Here is a 22291-nt window from a genome sequence, read left to right as displayed (position 1 = left end):
ATTGCGCGTTCCCCGGATACAACCAAGTTCACACGTTCCAATAGACCCCAATGAGTGCAGAGACACCAATGACCACTCCATCTAGCGCCGGAGCTGCAACATTCCAGCCTGCCGGATCTCATCTTCCCTCCGCTGCTGACCAGGCAGGACTATCATCACCCAGTAACGGAGATATCCCGCCGAAGGCCCAAGACGGCCACAACGCACCAGGGAAAGTCCGCGCCGGTGACCGAATCTTCCACGGCTTGGCGACAGGGTCCGCAATGATGATCACCGTCATCATCGCTGCTATCGGAGCGTTTTTGCTGTGGCGTGCAGTCCCCGCACTACGGAACAACACCGAGAACTTCTTCACCTACAGCGGTGACTGGAATACCGCGACGACGTCGGCCATGCACTTCGGTATTCCGAACCTTTTCTTTGTCACCGTGACAGTGTCCCTGGTAGCCCTTGTGTTGGCGATGCCAGTTGCGCTGGGAATAGCGATCTTTTTAGCGCAGTACTGCCCCCAGCGATTCGTCAAACCGATCGCATTTGTTGTTGATCTTCTCGCAGCCGTTCCCTCTATTGTTTTTGGTTTGTGGGGCGCCCAAGTTCTCGGACCAAAACTCGGAGGCTTCTACGAATGGATTCATTCCTGGGCAGGTCAGTTCATTCTTTTCAAAACCTTTGCTAATTCCCCAGCTTTCGCAACAAGTAGAAACCTGTTGACCGGTGGAATCGTCCTTGCCATCATGATTCTCCCCGTGATCGCGGCAACGGCCCGAGAAGTTTTTGTTCAAACTCCACAAGGTCACATTGAATCCGCGTTGGCCTTAGGGGCAACGCGATGGGAAGTCGTCAGATTGACCGTCTTACCTTTCGGCTTTTCGGGATATATTTCCGGAGCCATGCTGGGATTAGGCCGTGCTCTCGGCGAAACAATGGCCCTGTACTTAGTGATCTCGCCGAGCTCGGAATTCCGCGGATCCCTCTTCGACGGTGGCACAACGTTCGCCACGGCAATTGCGAACGCCGCTCAGGAGTTTAATAACAACATTCAGGCGGGAGCCTACATTTCAGCTGGCCTCGTTCTCTTCCTCTTGACGTTCGTCGTCAATGCCATTGCCCGGGCCATTGTGGCGAAGAGATAAACGCAGAGATAAGCCCCGACTCGACACACCAGCCATCAGTTACACAAAGTAGGGAGCGCCACGATGTCACACGCGGTCTCATCGCCAGCATTACAACCACATATTTCTCCGCATCAAAAAATCGAAACCTCCACGACCTTTACTGCTATTTCGACTCGTCGAAAAGTGACGAATAACATGGCGCGGGTTCTTGTCTTTGCGACGGTGATTGTTGCGTTCATCCCGCTGCTCTGGGTGCTCTGGGAGCTGGTCTCACGCGGTGCCGCCGTCACGTTGAGTTCCACCTGGTGGATGAAGTCCCAGATGGGGATTATCGAATCCCAAGCCGGTGGCGGTGCGTATCACGCGATTATGGGAACGCTCATTCAAGCGCTCATAACCTCGGCGCTTTCGATCCCGATTGGTGTACTGACCGGAATCTATCTGGTTGAATACGCGGGACAATCGCGTCTGGGGAAAGTGACCACGTTTATGGTGGATATCTTGACGGGCGTGCCCTCTATCGTTGCGGCGCTCTTCATTTATTCGCTATGGGTAGTGCTCTTCGGATTTGAACGCTCAGGTATGGCTGTATCTCTTGCCTTAGTTCTGCTTATGGTCCCGGTGATTATCCGAAACACCGAAGAGATGTTGCGGGTTGTTCCTCAAGACCTGAGAGAAGCCGCCTACGCATTGGGAGTTCCGAAATGGAAAACTATTGCCCGTATCGTTCTTCCCACCGCAATGTCCGGCATTATCACGGGGATTATGTTGTCGGTCGCCAGGATCATGGGGGAATCAGCGCCCGTTCTCATCTTGGTTGGATATAACGTCGGAACGAATTTCAATCCGGTTGAAGGGCCACAAACGTCGCTTCCGCTGATGATGTTGGCCATGTATAAAGCTGGAACTACGGGCGCAGCCGTCGACAAGATGTGGGGTGCGGCCTTCACGCTCGTCGTCATTATTGCCGTATTGACTATTGCGGCTCGGCTCATTTCCCGTCGGTTCTCGGTCAAGTCATAACAACGTCAGTCCGGACAATTATCTGCACACGGTTATAAGGAGAACGGTCACGATGGCTAAGCGCTTAGACCTAGAAGATGTCAATATTTATTACGGAGATTTCCACGCTGTTCAGGACGTCACCATGCATGTTCCGCCGCGATCTGTGACCGCTTTTATCGGACCGTCGGGGTGCGGTAAATCCACCGTGCTCAGGACAATTAACCGGATGCATGAAGTGACGCCCGGGGCGTATGTCACCGGGTCGATCAAGCTAGACGGCGAAGACATTTACGATGCCAAAGTTGATCCCGTCGCCGTGCGAAACACCATCGGTATGGTTTTCCAAAAAGCGAACCCATTCCCGACGATGTCCATCGAAGACAATGTCGTCGCGGGATTAAAACTATCCGGAGTCAAGAACAAAGCGCGTTTGAAAGAAGTCGCCGAACGGTCGCTGCGTAGTGCGAACCTGTGGGATGAGGTAAAAGACCGGCTGGATAAACCAGGTGGAGGGCTCTCCGGTGGCCAGCAGCAGCGACTGTGCATCGCGCGCGCGATAGCGGTGGAGCCAGAGGTGTTGCTCATGGACGAGCCCTGCTCTGCGCTCGACCCCATCTCCACGTTGGCGGTGGAAGATCTCATTCACGAGCTGAAGAAAGAATTCACCATCGTCATCGTCACCCACAACATGCAGCAAGCTGCGCGCGTCAGCGACCAAACAGCCTTCTTCTCGCTCGAATCGACGGGTAAGCCAGGTCGGCTCGTCGAAACTGGGCCGACACAAGAAATCTTCGAGCGCCCCAAGCGGAAAGAAACGGAAGACTACATTTCCGGTCGGTTCGGATAGCAACTCGCGCTAGTAGACCGTGCGGGGCAGTCCGACGAGACACATCGCCCGCACAGGTCAGGTTGTCGAAACATACTGTCGTGAAAAAGTGACAGGGCCCATACTGCGCCACGGGCAAAGACATGAGATAGTCATAGGGGTGAGCAACCACATCCGCGTTGGCTGGACAAGGTGGGGTGGTTGCGGACCGGTGTTCGCGGGCACAGCGCCCGACACAACAGGTAGCTCACGCGGACATCCAGATCAGAGGGCGAACTGGGGGTCATTCGGGCCTAGGGGAGTCCTGCAAACTTGTCAACGTAACCGCACGGTGGCGTCATGACGTGTCCCGAACAGGAGAAAACATGGGCCGACAATCAACTCCGCATATCAACCCGAACGGCGTACCCATCGCCGAAACGATCCTCCTGCCCGGCGACCCGCTCCGTGCAAAATTCATCGCAGAGACCTACCTCGACGACGCCGTCCAGTTCAACTCCGTCCGCAACGCCTTCGGCTACACCGGCACCTACCAGGGCAAAGAAGTCTCAGTGATGGGGTCGGGGATGGGTATCCCCTCTATCTCTCTCTACGCGTGGGAGCTCATCCATGACTTCGGTGTGAAAAAGCTCGTCCGCGTCGGCTCATGTGGCTCACTGCAGAAGGATCTCAACCTCTACGACGTCGTCATTGGGCAAGCTGCCTGCACCGACTCGAATTTCCTGTCCCAGTACAACCTGCCCGGGGTATATGCACCGATCGCATCGTATCGGCTAATTGAGGACGTTCGAACCCGTGCGAAGGAGGCCGGAATCACCACCCACGTGGGCAACGTCCTGAGCTCCGATGTGTTCTACAACTACCAGGACGACGTCAACCAACGGTGGGCGGCAATGGGTGTTCTCGCTGTGGAAATGGAATCCGCCGGGTTGTATGCCACCGCCGCAGAAGCAGGCGTCGAAGCACTGGGGATTTTCACCGTCAGCGACAATATCGTGACGGGCGAGGCCACCACCGCGAGCGAACGGGAAAAAGCATTTACCACCATGATGGAGCTCGCGCTTCCACTCGCGGCGATCTAAGCAGGCAACGATGGCACATACTGAAACAGCAACACTCGCCCCGGAGAAGGCCGGCAAAAAGGTACTTAACCCCAAAGCCGCCGTCCCTGTTATTTTATTTACCTTCGTCTTCAGCTTGGTCATTGACAACGGCTTTAAGTTCATGTCCAAGCCCATTGCCGACGACCTTCACCTCTCTGCGACGACGGTGAGTCTGCAAGCCACACTGGCAGGAATTGTCATCGGTATCGGCGCTGTGGTGTATGCCGCGCTTGCCGATACGTTCAGCATTAAGAAGCTGTTGTACGTGGGGATCGGGCTGACCGTCATTGGTTCCATCATCGGGTTTGTTTTCCAACACTCGTGGCCGATGGTGCTGACCGGGCGAATTATCCAAACCACCGGGTTAGCCGGGGCAGAGACGCTCTACGTCATCTACGTCACCAAGCACATCTCCGCGAAAGACCAGAAGACGTACCTCGGGTTCTCTACCGCTGCGTTCCAATTGGCCATGCTGATCGGTGTGCTTACCAGCGGATTCGTGTCCACGTACATCTCGTGGACCGCAATGTTCTTGGTCTCTGCGGCCCTGATCCTTGCAGTGCCTTTCATCGCGAAAACCGTACCCGACGATGAAAAAGTCAGCGCCAACTTGGATGTCATTGGCCTCTTCCTCATCGGCGTCTTCGCCACATTCGCCGTCATCTTCATGCAAGAGTTCCAGCCGATCTACGCTGTCATTTCAGTCATTGGGGTTGTGCTCTTCGCGGTGTACATCAAGATGAACAACAAGGCCCTTGTCCGGCCAGAGTTCTTCCTCAATGGCCGTTACGTGTGGGCCCTCGTCGTCGTTCTCATCTTGTACTCCGTGCAGCTGGGGTACATTTTCTTCTTCCCCTTCATCGTGTCCACCCTGCACGGGTTGGGAACCGATACAGCATCCATGTTGATCGCGCCGGGCTACGCCTGTGCAACCGCCGTCGGAGCAGCATCGGGTGCTATCGCGAAGGTGCTGAAAACACGGCCGGCCATCATTATCGCGTTGTCCTCGATTTGCGGTGCGCTTGTCATTCCCGCAATTATTCCCGACACATCCGTGTGTTTGTTGATTCTTTCCATGATGTTCTTCGGGAGCGGATTCGCGCTCATGTACGCACCGCTGATGGCCTCAGCGATCAAGAAGATCCCGGCCGAGAAAACGGGCGTTGCCATCGGTTTTTACAACCTGACCATCAACATCGCGATCCCCGTCGGCATTGCGTACACGGCCAAGCTGATCGATATCGAACCGACATTCCTCAGCGGGCTGACGCAGGGCTCAGGACACACTGCCCACGCGTATGCCACCGTGCTGTGGATCCTCGCAGGCATTACCGCCGTGGCCTTCGTCGTTTATGTGGCGTCCGATCGTTATCTCACCAGGAGAGAGAAGCGGCGTGGCGAGACGCTCGACGGGGCATCCTAAAACGTTCCCCCGTAGCGCTGCTGGATTTCGTCAAAGTGGCGGGTGAACGTGGCTTCGCGGTCGCGTTCATCTTTCCCGCCCACGTACTCTTCCGGGCGCATACCCGTCGCCAAGTAAATAACGCGGGCACCAATCTGGACCGCGTGATCGGAATAACGCTCGTAGTAGCGCGATAGCAAGGTGACATCCACGGCGTTCGTCGTCGTGTATGGCCACTCGCGCTGCGTCGTTAAGACAAAAATGTGGTGGTGGAGATCATCGATGGCGTCGTCGTCGCGGGCCAACTGCAATGCCAGCTCCGGATCGTAGGACACCAGGACGTCGTGCAAGGTAGCCGTGATGTCCAAACACTGCTTCGCCATTTCGGAGAAGTACGGCACCATGGATTCCGGAACCGCGCAATCCGGGTGACGACGGCGGGCCACCTTCGCGATGTGCACCATCAGCGCCGACATTCGTGACAGATCTTCCACAATGTACGTGCCGGAAATCACACGGCGAAGATCCCGGGCCACCGGGCTTTCTAACGCCAGAAGCTGAAAAGCTTGTTGTTCGCACTTCACGCGAAGCTCTTCGACGTCCTCCACGCTGGTCAACACATCTTCTGCAGAAGTGAGATCAGCGCTCAATAACGCTCGGGAAGCATGCGACGCCATCTCTTTAATCGAATCGCACATGACGATGAGATTATGGGCGAATTCCGCCAAGTGTTCCCGATAATCGTCTCTCATGATGGCCTAGTTTAGGACAAATCGGCTAACAATGCTTGGCTAACCCAAGGCCGCGCAGGTCACACCGACCCCCAATTAGCCACCCGAGTGCATGATGTCCGCACCAGCAGGGACAGTACGATCATCCGGATCATCCAGCCATCCCTCCGGTAGCGTCACCGCCTTCGCGGACCCTTGGCGGCCACGAGGGCCGTCGGCATCGTCGGGGAGAGCCGACGCCAACGCCGGATCGCTCAGTACCGTATTCAGGATCTCTTCCAGTTCATTGATGCTCGTGATGCGCGTGACCTTCTGACGCAAGTCCGACCCCGCAGGGTAGCCGCGCAAATACCAGCCCATGTGTTTCCGCATGTCCCGGCACGCAGTGGACTCCCCGGAGTGAGCCGCCAACAAGCGGGTGTGGCGCAGAATCACGTCGCATACCTCCGCGAATGTGGGCTGAGCAGGGAGGGGCTCGCCGCGCAGGGCGGCAGATAACTCAGCAAACAACCACGGGCGCCCCAAACAACCGCGCCCCACAACCACACCGTCGCAGCCAGTCTGATCCATCATGTCCGCGGCATCTGTTGCCTTGAAAATATCGCCATTGCCGAGCACCGGTACGCCCGTTCCCGCCAAATGCTCCTTAAGCTCGCCGATACGGTTCCAGTCCGCAGTTCCCGAATAACGTTGCGCTGCCGTCCGCGCGTGTAACGCCACAGCCTGGGCGCCCTCCTCGGCGGCAATCGCACCCGCGTCCAAAAACGTCAGATGGTCGTCGTCGATACCCGTCCGCATCTTGACCGTGACCGGGATCGTCGTTCCCTCGACGCCACGGACGGCCGCTGCGACAATCTCGCCGAACAGGCGTCGCTTATAGGGCAGGGCAGCCCCGCCGCCGCGTCGAGTCACCTTCGGCACCGGGCACCCGAAATTCATATCAATATGGTCAGCCAGGTTGTCGTCGGCAATCATGCGAGCAGCTTCGTACGTCCACTTTGGGTCCGTGGTGTACAACTGCATGCTGCGCGGCGTTTCTTCGGGGGCGAACTCCGTCATGTGCAGAGTCTTCTCATTCCGCTCGACCAGTGCTCGCGCGGTCACCATCTCGCAGACATAGAGCCCCGACGTCGTCCCCGTTTTTTCTATCTCGAGTTCACGACACAACAACCGAAAAGCCACATTTGTTACCCCCGCCATAGGTGCAAGAACGACGGGTGACGATAGCTCAAATGGGCCGATTCGGAGGGGTGTGCGGGATCCAGAAATCACCGTGCCAGTGTAAACGTGTGTGAATCTCACACCAAGCGAGGGAAGGGGGAACCCATTTAGGGGAATAGTCTGGGCTAAGACTGCCGTTTCTTTCCTCCTCTTGACCTAAAGTGGTACACGTAACAACACACCACGATCGTGGTGCGCCTCACCGAGCGGTGCCCCCTCGACGACGCACCAAATTACGGACGTGGAATGTAAAGAGAACCCCCGATTGACCAGGAATTTCGGCGGGAGCACAGGAGGAAAATATGTCAGGACGGATAGCCAACCCGAAGTTGCAAGGCCTCATCATGAGTGCCGACGAAGCCGCCGCCAAGATCAACCCCGGCGATCAGATCGGCTTCAGTGGATTCACCGGTGCCGGATATCCCAAAGAATTCCCTCAAGCCCTGGCCCGCCGGATCAAAGAGGCACATGACCGCGGTGAAGAATTCAAAGTCAATGTGATGACTGGTGCATCGACCGCTCCGGAGCTCGACGGTGCATTAGCCGAGGTCAACGGCATCAACTGGCGCATGCCGTACCAATCTGACCCGACTCTCCGTAAGCGGATCAACGCTGGCGATACGTACTACAGCGACATTCACCTCTCACACTCGGGAATGCTCCTTGACCAGGGATTTTTCGGGGCGACCGACGTGGCCGTCGTTGAGGCGGTGCGCATTAAGGAAGATGGGGCAATCATTCCCTCGTCGTCCGTCGGTAACTCGACAAACTACCTGCGTAATGCCAAGAAAATAATTATTGAGGTCAACTCCTGGCAGTCCGAGGACCTCGAAGGCATGCATGACATCTGGAGCTATGGTCAGCTGCCTAACCGTCAGCCGATTCCGATCGCCGACCCCGGTGACAGGATCGGAACTCCCTACATTGATATCGATGTTGACAAGGTCATCGCAGTCATCGAAACCGACGCTGCGGACCGCAACTCCCCGTTCAAGCCGATCGACGACGATTCCAAGAAGATCGCCAACTACCTGCTTGATTTCCTCGACGGCGAGATCAAGGCTGGGCGTCTGACCAAGGAACTGCTTCCGATGCAGTCCGGTGTGGGGAACATTCCGAACGCTGTTCTCGCGGGCCTGCTGGAAGGGCCGTACCACCACATCACGTCCTACACGGAGGTTATCCAGGACGGGATGATCGACCTGATGGACCAGGGCACCATGACGGTGGCGTCGGCAACCGCATTCTCGCTGTCGCCGGAATACGCACATCGGGTCAACGAAAATGCTGCTGAGTACGCCAAGAAAATTGTTCTGCGCCCGCAGGAAATCTCCAACCACCCAGAAGTTATCCGACGCCTCGGCGTGATTGCATGTAACGGAATGATTGAGGCCGACATTTACGGCAACGTCAACTCCACGCACGTCACGGGCTCCAAGATGATGAACGGCATCGGCGGATCCGGCGACTTCACGCGTAATGCCTTTGTGTCGTGCTTCGTGTCGCCATCGCGCGCGAAGGGCGGCGACATCTCCGCGATCGTGCCTATGGTTTCTCACGTTGACCACAATGAGCACGACGTCGACGTCATCATTACTGAGCAGGGTCTGGCTGATCTGCGCGGACTTGCTCCGCGGCAGCGCTCCCGGAAGATCATCGAGAACTGTGCCTACCCGGACTACCGCGAGCCGTTGCTGGAGTACGTGGAGCGGGCAGAGAAGAACGCATCCGGATTGCACACTCCTCATGACCTCCACGAGGCGTTCAATTTCCACACTCGTTTCATGGAGACTGGCTCCATGATGCCGGAGAAGTAGTTGACGGTGGCGGCGGCCTTGGGTGGTTCTCCAGGCCGTTTGCCAGGCGTCCGCTGTCATGATCTATACTGGCTAGCGCACATTCAAACATTGTGCTGAGTACTGCCGTTTACTTTCGTGGTGGTGGCAGCAGTTAGCGCTTAATGAGAATGTGTGTGGGCCTTTAGCTCAGCTGGTAGAGCTACGGACTTTTAATCCGCAGGTCGAGGGTTCGAGCCCCTCAGGGCCCACAACAATGCCCCTCACCGGAATTGCCTGGTGAGGGGCTTTAGCGTTAGTCCTTCTGCGGACTGATGTCGTTGTGAGCTAGCCATTCTTTTGCAATACGCGCGGCCCGTTTCTGATCGGTGACGCTTTCGTTATTGAGCTCCGCCAGATCCTCCGTCGTCATCTTTTTACTTATTGAATTGATGATGTCCTCTGCTTTGCCATCCTTAAAGTTATTCAACTTTTTACTAGCAAGAGGAACGACATTTGACGGGAGGAGCAGGTGCTGTGGGTCATCGAGAACAGTGAGATTATTTTTCTTAATGGCTGGATCTGCACTGAAGATATTCGCCACCTGAATTTTTCCGTCCGTCAGCGCCTTGACTGTTAATGGCCCGCCAGAGTCTTCGATAGGCGTGAAATCGACGTCGACGCCATACACCGCTTTAAGACCCTTCGGCCCGTAGGGGCGGGACTCGGCCTCTGAGGGTCCTCCGTATTTCACCGACCCCGGCACGCGGGTGAGGTCACCGACGCTGTGAAGGTGGTAACGCTGGGCGAAGTCGTGGGTAACGGTGTACGTGTCTTGGTCCGATGCGGGGGAGTAGTTGAGAAGATGAAGCCCCTGTGGCGTGGCGTGAACGAGGTCGCGATACACGTCGTCGGGATCTTTCGCAGCTGTCGCGTTGTCATCATCCCCGTGTGATGATTCTTTCTCGAAGTACTGGAGTAAGTTTCCCGAATATTCGGGGATCAGGTCGATCGATTGGTGCTCTATTTCTGGGATATAGACCTCACGCTGGCCAATCCGAAATTGTCTATCAACCTTAATGTCGTTCTTTTCGAGCGCTTGAGCGTAAATTTCGGCGATTATTTCATTCGAATAGTAGTCCTGTGAACCGATAACGATGGTATCGGAATCATTACTTCCGCTGGACAAAGGGTTAGATCGCGCGCACGACGATAACGTGAGGATAAGAAGGCATGAGGTGATGATCGCCGCAATAATCGTGAACGATCGTGATCGTGACTGTGACTGTGACCGGGATCGCGATCTTATACCTGAAAGAAACGTGTTGCTGACCGGAAACGGAGTTCGGCGTGATGTGGTGTGTGCGTATTCCACCCGGTTGATCGTCATGGTAAGTGTCCCAGCTTTGGTATCGGTAGTTTGTGTTGCAGGGCGGGAGTTTTTATCCGTTCCATAGTTGCTGTTATATAGCTATTGTTAGCTCCAGCCTCAATGTTTAATGAGCACCGAAACGATTCCCGGCCCACTTCTGAGCACGCCCAAGGGCTGTATCAATGACAACTGCGAGAGCAATGACAATAAGTGACGATCCCAACATTTCGGAATAATCGCGCGATTTCAATCCTGCGAACAGAAAGCGCCCAAGCCCAATATCAGCGGTATATGCCGCCAGCGTTGCGGTTGCGATGACTTGTAATGTCGCCGCTCGGATTCCACCCATAATGACGGGCAATGCCAGGGGTAATTCGACGGAAGTTATGACTTGCCAGGGCGTCATTCCTATTGCTTGGGCTGCCGACGGGATATCCGGTGAAATTGATTCCACGCCGGAATAAGCTCCGGCCAGCAACGATGGAATAGCTAACACAATGAGCGCGAGGGTGGGCGCTTTTAATCCGATGCCCAGCCACAAGCCGAATAGCGTCAGCAGCCCCAACGTAGGGATCGCGCGTGCTGCTCCGGTCAGTGCGCCGATGAGGCCAGCTCCTCGTCGAATATGGCCAATGACTATTCCTGTTGGTATTGCTAATACAGAAGAAATAGCCACAATCATGAGCGTGAACCATAGGTGTTCAACTAATCGTTGCGTGATCGAATTGTTTCCTGACCAATGGTCTGCCGAAAAAGCCCAGCTTAGGGCGTCGATAAAATAGTTCATGATGATGCGCCACCCGATGCGTGGCTCCACGGGGTGAGTAGCCAGGTAAGGCCTTGAATGATGGCATCGATGATGAGAGCAACAATGATCGTGGCGGCGATACCTGCAGTGACTTCTGCTGTTATTCCACGTTGAAAACCGTCGGTGAGTAGTGAGCCCAAACTAGGAATACCGACGAGTGCGCCGATGGTGACCAGGCCAATCGTGGAGGACGCGACCACGCGGAGTCCTGACGCGATAACGGGGATAGCCAGCGGTAGGTCGACCTTCCATAGGATTGTGCGGGGGGAGTGCCCGAGGGCGAGTGCCGCGTCCCGAGTGCGTGCATCGACGGAGGCGAATGCGTCGGCCGCGGTGCGGACGAGTAACGCGACTCCGTAGACCGTGAGCGCGGTGATCATCGTGAGATTCGATCGCAATGGTGTGCCGATAATGATCGGAATTGTAATGATGAGTGGTAAGGAAGGCACTGCGTACATGAGAGAGGCCGCATTTAGCAATGGCCTACCAAACAGAGGGTGGGAGAATGCGTAACGCCCAATTGGAATGGCAATAAGCAGTGAGAAAAGAATCGGGGGTAGCGCTAATTCAAGGTGTTGGCGCGTTAGTTCCGCAATATCCTCCCAATTGGTGATCACCCAGTTCATGAGGTAAGTACCCCCACGCTTCTTCCGTAGGAATCAACAGCAACTGTTTGGCCATTGACTGTTCGCGTTGTCAATTTCCTATTCGTATTGCTTGCTCCGGTAAACGATGCAACAAAGTCATTCTTTGGATTGGTCATTATCTCGGAAGGTGATCCATGCTGCGATATCACTCCACCTTTTTCGAGAATAACGACAGAGTCACTCAGTCGAAATGCTTCGTCGATATCGTGGGTCACGAAGAGAATTGTTTTCCCTAATTCTTGTTGGAGGCGCAGGAGCTCGTCTTGCAATTCCCGACGAACGATCGGGTCAACAGCTCCGAAGGGCTCATCCATGAGCAGAATGTTTGGATTTGATGCAAGGGCCCTCGCCACACCGACCCGCTGCTGCTGGCCGCCAGAGAGCTGGTGAGGGTATCGCTTCGCTAATGCTGGATCGAGCCCCACGCGCTCCATAATCTTTCGCGCGTTTTTCCGGGCCTCGCGACGAGGTGTGCCTTGGAGCGTCGGCACGACCGCAATATTCGCTTCGACTGTCTTGTGGGGCATGAGCCCGCCGGATTGTATGACGTATCCGATTCGACGCCGGAGGTCGACGGCGGACTCGTCCATGACGTTGTGATCGTCGATGCAGACTTGGCCGCTCGTGGGCTCGGTCATGCGGTTAACCATGCGTATTAACGTCGTTTTCCCCGAGCCAGATGTGCCGACGAGTGACACGATGTGATGCGACGGTATGACCAGCGAGAAATCGTGGACGGCGGTTGAGCCATCTGGGTAGGTCTTGGAAACGTGATCGAAGGTAATCAATTATTAGGCCTCCTCAGCAATAGTCTCGAGGCTATCAGAATTCGACGTACCGGTGCCTGGGAGCAGTGTGGGAGAGTGGTTCTTCTGGGGTTGAGGTGGTGTTGAGGAAGCGGCCGTAAAAAGAGGTGGCTTACCAGGCGATTTTGTGAATTTTAGGTGGTTAACGTAGTCTGTAGCAGCTGCTGCAGAGAACTCTGTAGCGCGTGCTCTCATCGTCTAGTGGCCTAGGACTCCGCCCTTTCACGGCGGCAACACGGGTTCGAACCCCGTTGAGAGTACAGCGCCCCCTCGCCTGTTGTTGCAGGTCAGGGGGTATTTTTTATTTGTCAAATCGACTTTCTCAACAAATTTCACGACATTTTCACGACATCCGAAACAGGCCAGCCATAGCCTGCCCCACTGTGTCGAGGTCCTCCTCGAACAAATCTGCGTACGTATCCAGCGTCAAAACGGCTGAGGCATGACCTAGCTGCCGCTGTACCACTTTCACGTTTGCCCCGGCCGACACCAACAACCCAGCGGCCACATGGCGCAACCCGTGAGGCGTGATTCGCGGAAACGACGAGTCTTCAGCCTGAGCTTTCTTCACAGCAGCAGCGAACCAACCTTTAGTACCGTCCGGCCGTTTCAGTGGCCCCCCGTCCGTGTGAGGGAAGAGCCACGCACTAGGCAACCTCCCAGCAGCCTGGTCGTGAATCATCCGCATAACCGGCAAACTGACCGACACCGTGCGACGCTCATGCGTCTTAGGCAACGTCTCGCGCGGCTGACCGTCAATGTAGACCACAGACCGGTTTATGCGAAGCCTAGAGTGCAGCTCGTCCACGTCCTCAATCTTGAGACCAACCAGTTCACCCCACCTGAGGCCCACGGTGCCAAGAACCCACACCACTACAGCCTTATCCCCCGCATGATGAGCCAACCGCTCAAGCTGCGTAGGGGTTAGATACACCTTGACGGGTTTGCCCTTGGGCGGGAGTTTCACCCCACGCGCCGGGTTCGACTTCAGATAGTTATCGTCTACGGCCACGTCGAGGATTTGGGCTAGCAGGTTGTGGGGGTGTCTGATACTGGAGCCGGAGAGTGGGGACGCGGATACCCATGCTTGGATTTCGCTTTTGCGTAGGGTGCCGATCTTCCGTTTACCCCACACGGGCAGCACTGTGCTGCGTAGGCGTTAGGCCTCACGGTCGAGGGTGGAGGGTTTGAGGTGCTGGCGGCCCCGCCACCATGTTTTAGAGAGCACTTCGACGGTGATGTTTGCCCCGGCGGGGTCGCGCCACTGCCCGGTGGTGAGGTCTACCGTATTTTCCGCTGCCCAGTTTTCAGCTTGCCACTTTGTTGCGAAACCGCATTTAGTCCGTGATTTTCCGTCGGGTGAGCGGTATTGAACTTGCCATTTGGTGCCGTGGGCGACTTTATACCTTTGTATGCTGGCCATAATACGGTGCTATCCTCAAAATTGGGTTTGTTTCAGTTAGTCCTGGAACGCCTGTCGTGTACAAACCCCCGTCTGCTCTGGAGCTACGGCAGACGGGGGTTCGTTTTTATTCGATGTGTGGGTATAAGGACCTCGGGAGTGTATCGTCTGGGTCCAGTACCTTCCAGCGTTCGGTGGCGGTGCCTCGTTCTTTAAACGCTCCGACGATACGTTTAGCGTCAAAGCGGTTTCCGACGATAGCTTCGACCTTGTCGAGGAGTGCGTCGAGGTCAGTGCTATCGGAGCCGAGGAAATCGACAATGGCTTTGCGTGAGCGCGCCTCTTGATCGAATGTGAGTCGACATGAGAAGCATTCGTAGTCCCAGGCTTTCACTGGAGAGTGACCGTGGCTGAGGATGAGGGCGAGGCGTTGTTGGTTGAGCTCGAGCAGTTCAATGCGCTCGAGCAGTTGCTCGATAATAGTGTTCATGTGAATTACCATTAGTGGAAAGAACCATTTAGGAGTGTGACCCGAATACATGGGATCATCTTCGTCGGATACGGCGATTTTCTTGACCCCGTAATAACACCACATAACATCGATGATGATTGTGGCCAGAAGAGTTTGCCAGTCCATAAACACATAAATGGGAGCCAAAGCTGCGGTAAAGAGGAAATGCAGTGTTCCCACTAGCCATTGGCCAAGAAAGAAATTATGTCCGCCGAGGCATGAACTCCACACTGCAAATTTGTAAGCGCGGGATTTCGTTCTTTTTACTTCTTTGAAATCAACATAGCGAGAGTCGAGATCATGTTTCTCGGGGATGTAGTCAAACACAATCCGTACGCTCCTGATATCGAAAACCTAGTCGCTAACCGGCCGGACCTGCGTTTATGACCTTTTCCGAATTCTATTGAACTCAATGGAACAGATACCTCCCAGAAGTAGGCCAATTCCTCCAACTTCTTTCGGAACGACACCGAAGACATACAGGAAGCAGGCGACAATACCGACCACGCCGCCGATCACAGTGAGATATAAGATCGTCTTCGAAGAGGACATTTAGTTCACCTCATCTCGTCCGTAACGGGCAGCCATCACTACCCTGAGTATGTGATACTTGGCTAAGTATATCGAATTTAGTTTTAGTGATGTTCCGGGCGAAGGTAGTTGGCCGTGTCTAAGTCGGTCCCGCTAGCCGCGAGTGGCCCTGCGCGCCCATTGCAGCCCCGAATTGCCGGTAATCAGAAAAACGCCCGGCAAACAACAGCCGGGCGGATACTTGGTGGCTCGATCTACGAGAGCTCTTTAAGGACCTCCATTCCTCGCTTCGGGTAATCGGTGATAAGCCCGTCGACTCCCGCGTTATCGATAAAGTATTTGATGGTCTCTTTATCGTTGACCGTCCAGGGGAGAACTTTGATATTCATCCCGTGCGCTTTTTCTACATAGTCGCGGTCAGCGACGGGGTGGAAGTCCTTGTCTCCAACCTTCGTGTCGTAGGGCTGCGCATAGCCAGGCGACGTGATCTGAGCCCCGAGCGCCTGGATCGCCTTGAGAGCATCACCGTCGTACTTCTCGTAGGTGTAATCGGCTAGCCACGGTGAATCTTTTTTCCACGTGGTCTCGTCGTACAACGCGGCCAAGGTGACGTCGGGCTGCTGTTCTTTCAGGAGTTTGAGTGACCGCCAGTCGAAACTTTGGATAGTCACTTTGTCGCGAACACCGTATTGGTCAACAACACCCATGATGGTGGAGACGAATTCTTCCGGTGTTGCAGAAACTTCCCGCTTATCCGCCTCAATCTTCGTTTCGATGTTGTAGCGGACGTCGGCCCCTTTTTCTTTAACGAGGTCAAAAACGTCGTTGAGCTTCAGAATGTGGTTATCGGGGGCCACCTTCTGATCAGGAAAATCAGCGAGCTTCTTGTCACACTTCAACGTGCTGATCTGATCCCACGTCAGATCATGAACATTCTTGCCGACGTACGGGAACTGCGGATCATCAGGCGTGGCGGGTTGGGTGTCAGAGCATTTCTCGTCCTCGATCTTCGGATCGTGCCACACCGCCGGCACGCCGTCCTTCGTAAGGACAATGTCCATTTCGAGAGTGCGCGTGCCTTCATCGATCGCCGTTTCAAAAGCTTGTTTGGACTCTTCGGTGTTCTCGCCACGGCCACCGCGGTGTGCCTGAAGGTCAAAACTTGCGAGGTCGACGTGGTTTCCGCTGGTCTTCTCTGCGGACTGCGTCGTCGAGTCTGTTGCCGACGTGGCGCTGGAGGTGTCATTGTCGTTGTCAGAGCTGCTGCATGCTGCAAGCGACCCGACGGCTGTGAGCAAAAGTGCTGCGGTGTAGATCCGTGCCCGGGGAGTTCTCATTACTTGGCTCCTTCGTCGTTTCTCTGCGCGGTGGTGCTGTTGGCGGTTGCCTCGGTTGTCTCAGTTGGGTCAGTCGCGTCGGCTGGGGTCGTGTTGACCTTGGAATGATGCTCCATCAGCAATTTCTCGTCCTTGCCGACGCCGGCGATAAGGGCAATTGCGATGAAGGCACACACAAGCAGGAAAATGAACGTGACATTCCATCCCCAATGCTTGATGATAAAGCCGATTCCTGTGGAGGCAAGCGTTGCACCAACGACGTATCCCATGAGTCCAGTGAACCCAGCCGCTGTGCCCGCAATATTTCGCGGGGCGAGGTCGATGGCTTGAAGGCCGATCAGCATGACAGGACCGTAGATGAGTCCGCCAATGAGGCTGACTAACAGCAGAGGAATCCACAAAGGTGAGTTATGGGGGACGAGCCAGTAAGCAAGGGTGCATAGAGCAACCGCACCGAGGAAGAGGATCCCGGTGCTTGTGCGATATCCGCGGAAGATTTTATCCGTGACCCAGCCACAGATGAGGGTGCCAATAATTCCGGCAATTTCGAAGGTGGAGAATCCGGCGATCGAGCCGTTGAGGCTAGCTCCGTGGATGTCGTGGAGATACACGGGCGTCCAGCTGAGGATTCCGTAACGCAGAACGTAGATGAAGATGTTGGCCAGAGCTAGGAGCACCATGACGCGGTTCGTCAAGATGTGGCGCCAAATGATGGTGAAGGTCGACTGGTTTGCGATCTCGCTGTCGTCGATTGCTTCGGTTTTGGCCGGGTCGTTCCGGTACTCCTCGATGGGAGGGAGGCCTTCGGACTCAGGCGTGTCTCTAATTAATAGGAAAGCAATAAGAGCGACGATGAGTGAGATAATGCCCGGGAGCCAAAACGCTGATTGCCATTGATTTCCGGTGATGGACAATGCCCATGCGATGGAGATACCGACGCCAGCACCGCCCACGTTGTGAGCGCAGTTCCAGATCGCCGTTTTCCACCCGCGCTCTGTCGTCGAAAACCAATGTACGAGGGCGCGGCCAGACGGAGGCCACCCCATGCCCTGGAACCACCCGTTGATGAACATGACGAGGGTGAAGATGGCCACCGTGGCATGGAGGGCGGGGATGGTTCCCAGAAGGATGTTGGTGATGCCTGACAGCGCGAGGCCGAGCGGCATGAACAGTCGTGCGTTTGCTCGGTCAGACAGCGTGGCCATCATGAACTTGGAGAGACCGTACGAGATATAGACGGCGTTGGCAATAATGCCGATGGCGACCGTATCGAGGATGCCGTCGTTCTTGATCAGTGCGGCAACTGGCGAAATGTTGTTTCTGACCAGGTAAAAGCCTGCATATCCTATGAATATCCCCATGAATACTTGCAGACGGAGCCGAGGATATTTATGGGCGATTTCGTCTGCGGGGAGCAGGGGTTGTGGTGGGAGCGCGCGGAAGGATAATTGGCGCGCAGTTTTCTCTTGTGACACGCCAAATATTATGCGGTAGCTAGGACCCTAAAAAATATTATCAATTGGTAACCGTCGCATCGGTCGAGGTCAGACAGGCCCGTATATCCCCCGAATGGGGATAAAACCCTCATCCCTAAGCGACGGTTGCGTAGGTTTCGGGGACCTCCGGTGACCTCGTGACGGTTTAGGGGCATTTTTCGTGCTCTTTTCTTACAGAAAACGCCCTTGACGTGGTGATTTGTGGACATTCTGTGTTCTGTGTAGAGTTCTAACACGTTCGAGCGGCTCCCCGAGAGAGCTACTCAACGCAATCGGCACTCTTTTAATAGACGTGTTGATGGCCCTGTGGCGCAGTTGGTTAGCGCGCCGCCCTGTCACGGCGGAGGTCGCGGGTTCAAGTCCCGTCAGGGTCGCATTTATTTCGGCCGGACTTTGTGTCCGGCCGTTTTTCGCATTCCGGGGGACCAGCAGCATCGCTGTCGTATAACCCGTAAAGGCCGCCGTTGTAGAGGTCCGAATTTATTCCCCCAGTATTGCCGTGTTTCTCCTGCATAAATGGGTAGTTGGGAAGCTCTACCGTAAGCTACCTGTAGACGGATAGCCATCAAACTGGGAAACGCGGGGAATGCAGTGAAAATCTGCAACTGACGCGCAACGGTGACACGCTCTTTTGCGTTAAGTCCGAATACCGTGTTTCGCCTTGGAAGGCTAGCCGTGAGCTTCGATATCTCGCGTTTAGGTAGAGAGGATAGTTTTTCCATGCGCGGTTTCTCACTCTTTTCCCACTCTGGTTCTGACCATTCGTGGAGGACTCCAACACTTGCAAGCCAACCACCAAGCAACCGCCGGGTAACGCGGAAAAGCAGGTTGAGCGTGGCTATTCTCGCGTCGGTAACCATGCTGGGAGTGGCCGGTTGTCAGTCGGGAAATGATTCCTCAAATGATGCAGAAAAGTCAGCATCGGATAGCGCTTCGTCGAAAGGGGATCAATCGGGAGACTATCCGGTTACCCTGAAGAATTGCGGCCGGGACTTAGAGATTAAGCAAAAACCTGAACGCGTCGTTGCTTTAAACCAAGGTGTGACCGAGGAATTATTGTCAATGGGCTTCGGTGATCGAGTTGTTGGTACAGCGACCTGGACCGATCCAATTTTGGATAATCTCAAGGCTGCCAATGACAAGATCAAACGTTTGTCCGATAACAACGCCTCGATGGAGACAGTTCTCGATCAAAACCCGGATTTTGTAGCCGCGACATTTGCGCAAACGTTGGCTGATAGTGGTTCCGGTAGTTACGAGAGCTATAAGAAGGTCGGTGTACCGGCATACCTCGATCACACGGAATGCACGAAGTCGGATAAGCCAGGTGATAATGGCGACGGGGGTCGGAAAGAAAAACTCCGGATGTCTGATATCTATACAGATATTCACGATCTCGCCGAGATCATGGGTGACAAAGCCGCAGGTGATGAGCTTCAGAAGAAATTAGAGGACCGCATTGCCAACCTCAGCTCTTCAAGTAAAGACATTCCTTCCGGGACGTCTGTAGTCTTTTGGTTTGCCAATTCAGAAAGCCCGTACATGGCAGGCGGTAAAGGCGCTCCGCAGATTATTGCGGACCAGCTCGGCCTCAAGAATGTGTTTGCGGATAATTCGGAAGAATGGCCACAAATTGGGTGGGAAGCCATAGCCGCGAAAGACCCCGATTATCTCGTTGTAGGAGACCTCACCCGTAAGCAGCAAACTGCCGAGACCGCTAAGGAAAAAATCAAATTCCTTAAAAATAATCCGGTCACGAAGAATATGAAGGCAGTGAAGAATGACCACTTGATTGTGGTTGCCGGTGGTGATCTCAACCCTGGAATTCGCACTGTCGATGGTATGGAAAGGGTTGCGCATGCTCTCGCCGATGGCAACCAGAAAGGTGGTCAGGGCTCCTCAGAGGACAATTCTCCGTCAGAGCAGGGGAATAAAGAAGAGTGACGTCGACAGTCAAACTCTGGATTCTCGTTGTTGCATCGCTGGTAGCTCTCTTTGTCTCAATTTTATTTTCTATAACGTTGGGGCCATTGAGTGTTTCGATGACCGATGCATGGCGAGTTGTCGCTTTCAAACTAGGTCTTAGTTCGACGCCCGAAGGGGTCACTCTTTTAGAACAAAACACGATTTGGGAATTGCGTATGCCACGTGCGCTGCTGGCTGCAGTGGCAGGTGCTGCTCTCTCCATATGCGGTGCCGTGCTGCAGTCTTTGCTACGCAATGGTTTGGCCGATCCCTACCTGCTTGGTATCAGTTCCGGAGCCTCGGCTGGGGCCGTGGTGGTCGTTCTTACCGCCTCGACGGCAGCGTCGTTTGTCATGGCGTCGGGAGCTTTCGCGGGAGCACTTGCAGCGTTTTCGCTTGTCCTTCTCCTCGCGTGGGCGGCGGGGAACGGTAACCACAACATTATTCTCGCGGGCGTTGCTATTACTCAGCTCTTCTCCGCTCTCACCAGTTTCCTCATCATGTTTTCAGCCGACGCAAACACCACGCGCGGAGTGTTGTTCTGGATGCTGGGCTCCTTGGCGAGTTCATCCTGGCAGACGGTTGCTCTCAGCGCTGCCATCTTCGCGGTCAGTTTCGTGGTGCTCTTTTGTCATTCGACGGCACTGGACGCCTTCACCTTCGGCGCCGATAGCGCGGCGTCATTGGGCATCAACGTCAAGCGCGTCCGAATGGTAGTTATTGGCGTCGCCAGTCTGTTGGCCGCGACGATCGTGTCGAGTTCCGGAGCGATTGGCTTCGTCGGCCTGGTCCTTCCGCATGCCGCTCGGCTGATTGTGGGAACCGGTCACCGCCGGGTGCTTCCTGTCTCTGCTGCTCTGGGTGCCATTCTGTTGGTCTGGGTCGACGCTCTGGGCAGAACGGTGGCTGCACCTGTCGAGATTCCCGTGGGCGTCATCACGGCCCTCGTGGGTGTCCCGTTGTTCATCGCTCTGTTGGTCAAGCAGGGGAGGGGGAGTCGTACTCATGTCTAACAATCATGATGCCGTTACTCAGCGGGTTGCGAACACGGATCGGTCGGTCTCGTTCGTTGTTTCCGACGTGTGCTCGCGCGTTCCTCCAGTTAATAACGTGTCGTTCGAGGCTCGTTCGGGTGACACGGTCGGAATAGTCGGGCGTAACGGGTCAGGCAAGACCACTTTGTTGCGTGCTATCGCCGGCCTGGCCCCACATTCCGGGCACGTCACGATTGATGGGGAAGACTGGGATACGATTCCGCGGAAGATTCGCGCACGTCGGATGGCTTTTGTCGCGCAACACAATGTGGCTAGTGCCGACGTCACCGTCCGGGATGTCATCGCGTTGGGGCGAACCCCGTACCTCGGTGTGCTCGGGATGCGCCAAAGCGACCGTGACATGGTGGTGGCGTCGGCACGAGAGGTGGGAGTGCATGACCTGCTTGATCGGCGCTTCGTCCATCTCTCAGGCGGTGAGCAGCAGCGTGTACATCTCGCGCGCGCTCTGGCGACGCAGCCTGATGTGATCCTTCTTGATGAGCCGACGAACCACCTTGATATCAGCGCTCAGCTGCAGCTGATGGGGTACGTGTCGAGCTCGAGTCTGGTGACCGTTGTGGTCCTCCACGATTTGAACCTAGCCGCGAAGTTTTGTGATTACGTCATTGTTTTGGATGGTGGCGACCCAGTTGCTGCGGGGGCGCCGCGCGATGTTTTCACTGAGGACGTCATTAAGCGGCACTTCGATGTGGAATCACGCGTGTGGGAAACCCCGGATGGGATTAATCTTGAGTTTCACTCGGCGACGACTAATGCTGGTTGAGTAGCCAGATTCCGTCGTTCGCACGTAGTCCTCCACGGCTGTGCAAGTGGTGTACGCGCAGAGTACGGCCCTATTTGCGTTCTTTCTGAGGCGACAGGTAAAGTATCGTCTCGTGCGTGAAGCCCGGTTTACCTGGGCTGACGTGGTGGCCAGATAGCTCAGTCGGCAGAGCGTTCGCCTGAAAAGTGAAAGGTCGCCGGTTCGATCCCGGCTCTGGCCACATCACCCCTACTTCACCGATGTGTGGAGTAGGGGTTTCCTTCGTTTAATCCGTCTAGAGTGGGCTTATGCCAGATAACGATGTCAATGCCCATGTCAAGCACGAAGCTGACCGTCACCGTTTCATCATTGAAGTCGACGGCGAAGTAGCAGGATTCGCCGAGTACGCTCCCACAGCCGCTGGGGACGTGCGGGATTTCA

Annotated in this window: 21 protein-coding genes, 4 tRNA genes and 1 riboswitch; of the genes, 13 read left to right on the top strand and 12 right to left on the bottom strand. The window is 55.3% G+C overall.

Annotated features, from left to right (window positions below; genetic code table 11):
• The first annotated feature begins 68 nt into the window (after window positions 1-68).
• From pstC to Q3981_RS04350, 5 genes are all read left to right on the top strand, one after another.
• Complete coding sequence (pstC, locus tag Q3981_RS04370; protein WP_303124254.1) at window positions 69-1133, top strand: phosphate ABC transporter permease subunit PstC; 1065 nt, start codon at window positions 69-71, stop codon at window positions 1131-1133.
• A gap of 63 nt (window positions 1134-1196) precedes the next feature.
• Complete coding sequence (gene pstA / locus Q3981_RS04365) at window positions 1197-2138, top strand: phosphate ABC transporter permease PstA (protein ID WP_303124253.1); 942 nt, start codon at window positions 1197-1199, stop codon at window positions 2136-2138.
• Between the two features lie 52 nt (window positions 2139-2190).
• On the top strand, window positions 2191-2967 hold the full coding sequence (pstB, locus tag Q3981_RS04360; protein ID WP_012731068.1) for a phosphate ABC transporter ATP-binding protein PstB: 777 nt from the start codon (window positions 2191-2193) through the stop codon (window positions 2965-2967).
• Between the two features lie 344 nt (window positions 2968-3311).
• A complete protein-coding gene (deoD, locus tag Q3981_RS04355) occupies window positions 3312-4028 on the top strand; it encodes a purine-nucleoside phosphorylase (RefSeq protein ID WP_012731069.1) in 717 nt (238 codons plus the stop codon).
• A gap of 10 nt (window positions 4029-4038) precedes the next feature.
• Window positions 4039-5472: an MFS transporter gene (locus Q3981_RS04350; RefSeq protein ID WP_303124252.1), complete on the top strand. Its 1434-nt coding sequence runs from the start codon at window positions 4039-4041 to the stop codon at window positions 5470-5472.
• Here the strand turns inward: Q3981_RS04350 and phoU are convergent.
• Together phoU and dusB are read right to left on the bottom strand one after the other, a co-directional pair.
• Complete coding sequence (gene phoU, locus Q3981_RS04345; protein WP_303124251.1) at window positions 5469-6203, bottom strand: phosphate signaling complex protein PhoU; 735 nt, start codon at window positions 6201-6203, stop codon at window positions 5469-5471. The genes Q3981_RS04350 and phoU overlap by 4 nt on opposite strands.
• Window positions 6204-6278: 75 nt before the next feature.
• The gene (gene dusB / locus Q3981_RS04340; RefSeq protein ID WP_303124250.1) at window positions 6279-7454 is read right to left on the bottom strand and encodes a tRNA dihydrouridine synthase DusB; all 1176 of its coding nucleotides are present in this window, start codon (window positions 7452-7454) and stop codon (window positions 6279-6281) included.
• Between the two features lie 251 nt (window positions 7455-7705).
• On the opposite strand from dusB, the gene Q3981_RS04335 reads away from it, so the two are divergent.
• Window positions 7706-9220 (top strand): acetyl-CoA hydrolase/transferase family protein, encoded by a 1515-nt coding sequence (locus Q3981_RS04335; RefSeq protein WP_204088050.1) that lies wholly within the window; start codon window positions 7706-7708, stop codon window positions 9218-9220.
• 157 nt (window positions 9221-9377) lie between these two features.
• Window positions 9378-9450: transfer RNA gene (locus tag Q3981_RS04330), tRNA-Lys, on the top strand.
• Between the two features lie 44 nt (window positions 9451-9494).
• On the opposite strand, the gene Q3981_RS04325 is transcribed toward Q3981_RS04330, so the two are convergent.
• From Q3981_RS04325 to Q3981_RS04310, 4 genes are all read right to left on the bottom strand, one after another.
• Window positions 9495-10568 carry an ABC transporter substrate-binding protein gene (locus Q3981_RS04325; RefSeq protein ID WP_303124249.1) on the bottom strand — a complete coding sequence of 358 codons (1074 nt, stop codon included), beginning with the start codon at window positions 10566-10568 and terminating at the stop codon, window positions 9495-9497.
• Between the two features lie 106 nt (window positions 10569-10674).
• The gene (locus tag Q3981_RS04320) at window positions 10675-11337 is read right to left on the bottom strand and encodes an ABC transporter permease (RefSeq protein ID WP_303124248.1); all 663 of its coding nucleotides are present in this window, start codon (window positions 11335-11337) and stop codon (window positions 10675-10677) included.
• On the bottom strand, window positions 11334-11984 hold the full coding sequence (locus Q3981_RS04315) for an ABC transporter permease (protein WP_303124247.1): 651 nt from the start codon (window positions 11982-11984) through the stop codon (window positions 11334-11336). The genes Q3981_RS04320 and Q3981_RS04315 overlap by 4 nt, the downstream gene beginning before the upstream one ends.
• Window positions 11981-12793 (bottom strand): ABC transporter ATP-binding protein, encoded by an 813-nt coding sequence (locus Q3981_RS04310; RefSeq protein ID WP_303124246.1) that lies wholly within the window; start codon window positions 12791-12793, stop codon window positions 11981-11983. Before Q3981_RS04310 ends, Q3981_RS04315 begins: the two co-directional genes overlap by 4 nt.
• A gap of 205 nt (window positions 12794-12998) precedes the next feature.
• On the opposite strand from Q3981_RS04310, the gene Q3981_RS04305 reads away from it, so the two are divergent.
• Window positions 12999-13071, top strand: a tRNA-Glu gene (locus Q3981_RS04305).
• A gap of 83 nt (window positions 13072-13154) precedes the next feature.
• Here the strand turns inward: Q3981_RS04305 and Q3981_RS04300 are convergent.
• The 6 genes from Q3981_RS04300 to Q3981_RS04275 all read right to left on the bottom strand — a co-directional run bounded on the left by Q3981_RS04300 (window position 13155) and on the right by Q3981_RS04275 (window position 18067).
• A complete protein-coding gene (locus Q3981_RS04300) occupies window positions 13155-13823 on the bottom strand; it encodes a site-specific integrase (protein WP_303124245.1) in 669 nt (222 codons plus the stop codon).
• Between the two features lie 147 nt (window positions 13824-13970).
• Complete coding sequence (locus Q3981_RS04295) at window positions 13971-14234, bottom strand: Arm DNA-binding domain-containing protein (protein ID WP_303124244.1); 264 nt, start codon at window positions 14232-14234, stop codon at window positions 13971-13973.
• Between the two features lie 106 nt (window positions 14235-14340).
• Window positions 14341-15051, bottom strand: a complete 711-nt coding sequence (locus Q3981_RS04290) for a hypothetical protein (RefSeq protein ID WP_303124243.1) — start codon at window positions 15049-15051, stop codon at window positions 14341-14343.
• A 54-nt stretch (window positions 15052-15105) separates the two neighbouring features.
• Window positions 15106-15276: a hypothetical protein gene (locus Q3981_RS04285; protein ID WP_156441643.1), complete on the bottom strand. Its 171-nt coding sequence runs from the start codon at window positions 15274-15276 to the stop codon at window positions 15106-15108.
• A gap of 233 nt (window positions 15277-15509) precedes the next feature.
• On the bottom strand, window positions 15510-16592 hold the full coding sequence (locus Q3981_RS04280) for a glycerophosphodiester phosphodiesterase family protein (protein ID WP_303124242.1): 1083 nt from the start codon (window positions 16590-16592) through the stop codon (window positions 15510-15512).
• Entirely contained in the window at window positions 16592-18067 is a 1476-nt protein-coding gene (locus tag Q3981_RS04275) for an MFS transporter (RefSeq protein WP_303124241.1), read from the bottom strand. The genes Q3981_RS04280 and Q3981_RS04275 overlap by 1 nt, the downstream gene beginning before the upstream one ends.
• Window positions 18068-18388: 321 nt before the next feature.
• Here Q3981_RS04275 and Q3981_RS04270 point away from each other — a divergent pair.
• The 5 genes from Q3981_RS04270 (at window position 18389) to Q3981_RS04250 (ending at window position 22091) form a co-directional block, all read left to right on the top strand.
• Window positions 18389-18462: transfer RNA gene (locus Q3981_RS04270), tRNA-Asp, on the top strand.
• A gap of 208 nt (window positions 18463-18670) precedes the next feature.
• A riboswitch (cobalamin riboswitch) is annotated at window positions 18671-18739 on the top strand.
• Window positions 18740-18922: 183 nt separating this feature from the next.
• Complete coding sequence (locus Q3981_RS04265; protein ID WP_303124240.1) at window positions 18923-20032, top strand: ABC transporter substrate-binding protein; 1110 nt, start codon at window positions 18923-18925, stop codon at window positions 20030-20032.
• Window positions 20029-21066, top strand: coding sequence for an iron ABC transporter permease (locus tag Q3981_RS04260; protein ID WP_303124239.1), 1038 nt, complete (start codon window positions 20029-20031; stop codon window positions 21064-21066). Before Q3981_RS04265 ends, Q3981_RS04260 begins: the two co-directional genes overlap by 4 nt.
• Entirely contained in the window at window positions 21059-21871 is an 813-nt protein-coding gene (locus tag Q3981_RS04255; RefSeq protein ID WP_303124238.1) for an ABC transporter ATP-binding protein, read from the top strand. The genes Q3981_RS04260 and Q3981_RS04255 overlap by 8 nt, the downstream gene beginning before the upstream one ends.
• Window positions 21872-22018: 147 nt before the next feature.
• Window positions 22019-22091 (top strand) — tRNA-Phe (locus Q3981_RS04250).
• The last annotated feature ends 200 nt before the right edge of the window (window positions 22092-22291 follow it).

The organism is Corynebacterium sp., from assembly GCF_030530965.1.
Taxonomy (GTDB): Bacteria; Actinomycetota; Actinomycetes; order Mycobacteriales; family Mycobacteriaceae; genus Corynebacterium.
The sequence above is the reverse complement of the archived record's forward strand: the minus strand, read 5'-3'. Positions and strand labels throughout refer to the sequence as shown.

What these genes read in the sequence shown, in the direction of transcription:
- pstC (WP_303124254.1), top strand. Translation starts at nt 69, where the DNA reads ATGACCACTCCATCTAGCGCCGGAGCTGCAACATTCCAGCCTGCCGGA.
- pstA (WP_303124253.1), top strand. Translation starts at nt 1,197, where the DNA reads ATGTCACACGCGGTCTCATCGCCAGCATTACAACCACATATTTCTCCG.
- pstB (WP_012731068.1), top strand. Translation starts at nt 2,191, where the DNA reads ATGGCTAAGCGCTTAGACCTAGAAGATGTCAATATTTATTACGGAGAT.
- deoD (WP_012731069.1), top strand. Translation starts at nt 3,312, where the DNA reads ATGGGCCGACAATCAACTCCGCATATCAACCCGAACGGCGTACCCATC.
- Q3981_RS04350 (WP_303124252.1), top strand. Translation starts at nt 4,039, where the DNA reads ATGGCACATACTGAAACAGCAACACTCGCCCCGGAGAAGGCCGGCAAA.
- phoU (WP_303124251.1), bottom strand. Translation starts at nt 6,203, where the DNA reads ATGAGAGACGATTATCGGGAACACTTGGCGGAATTCGCCCATAATCTC.
- Q3981_RS04335 (WP_204088050.1), top strand. Translation starts at nt 7,706, where the DNA reads ATGTCAGGACGGATAGCCAACCCGAAGTTGCAAGGCCTCATCATGAGT.
- Q3981_RS04325 (WP_303124249.1), bottom strand. Translation starts at nt 10,568, where the DNA reads ATGACGATCAACCGGGTGGAATACGCACACACCACATCACGCCGAACT.
- Q3981_RS04320 (WP_303124248.1), bottom strand. Translation starts at nt 11,337, where the DNA reads ATGAACTATTTTATCGACGCCCTAAGCTGGGCTTTTTCGGCAGACCAT.
- Q3981_RS04315 (WP_303124247.1), bottom strand. Translation starts at nt 11,984, where the DNA reads ATGAACTGGGTGATCACCAATTGGGAGGATATTGCGGAACTAACGCGC.
- Q3981_RS04295 (WP_303124244.1), bottom strand. Translation starts at nt 14,234, where the DNA reads ATGGCCAGCATACAAAGGTATAAAGTCGCCCACGGCACCAAATGGCAA.
- Q3981_RS04285 (WP_156441643.1), bottom strand. Translation starts at nt 15,276, where the DNA reads ATGTCCTCTTCGAAGACGATCTTATATCTCACTGTGATCGGCGGCGTG.
- Q3981_RS04280 (WP_303124242.1), bottom strand. Translation starts at nt 16,592, where the DNA reads ATGAGAACTCCCCGGGCACGGATCTACACCGCAGCACTTTTGCTCACA.
- Q3981_RS04255 (WP_303124238.1), top strand. Translation starts at nt 21,059, where the DNA reads ATGTCTAACAATCATGATGCCGTTACTCAGCGGGTTGCGAACACGGAT.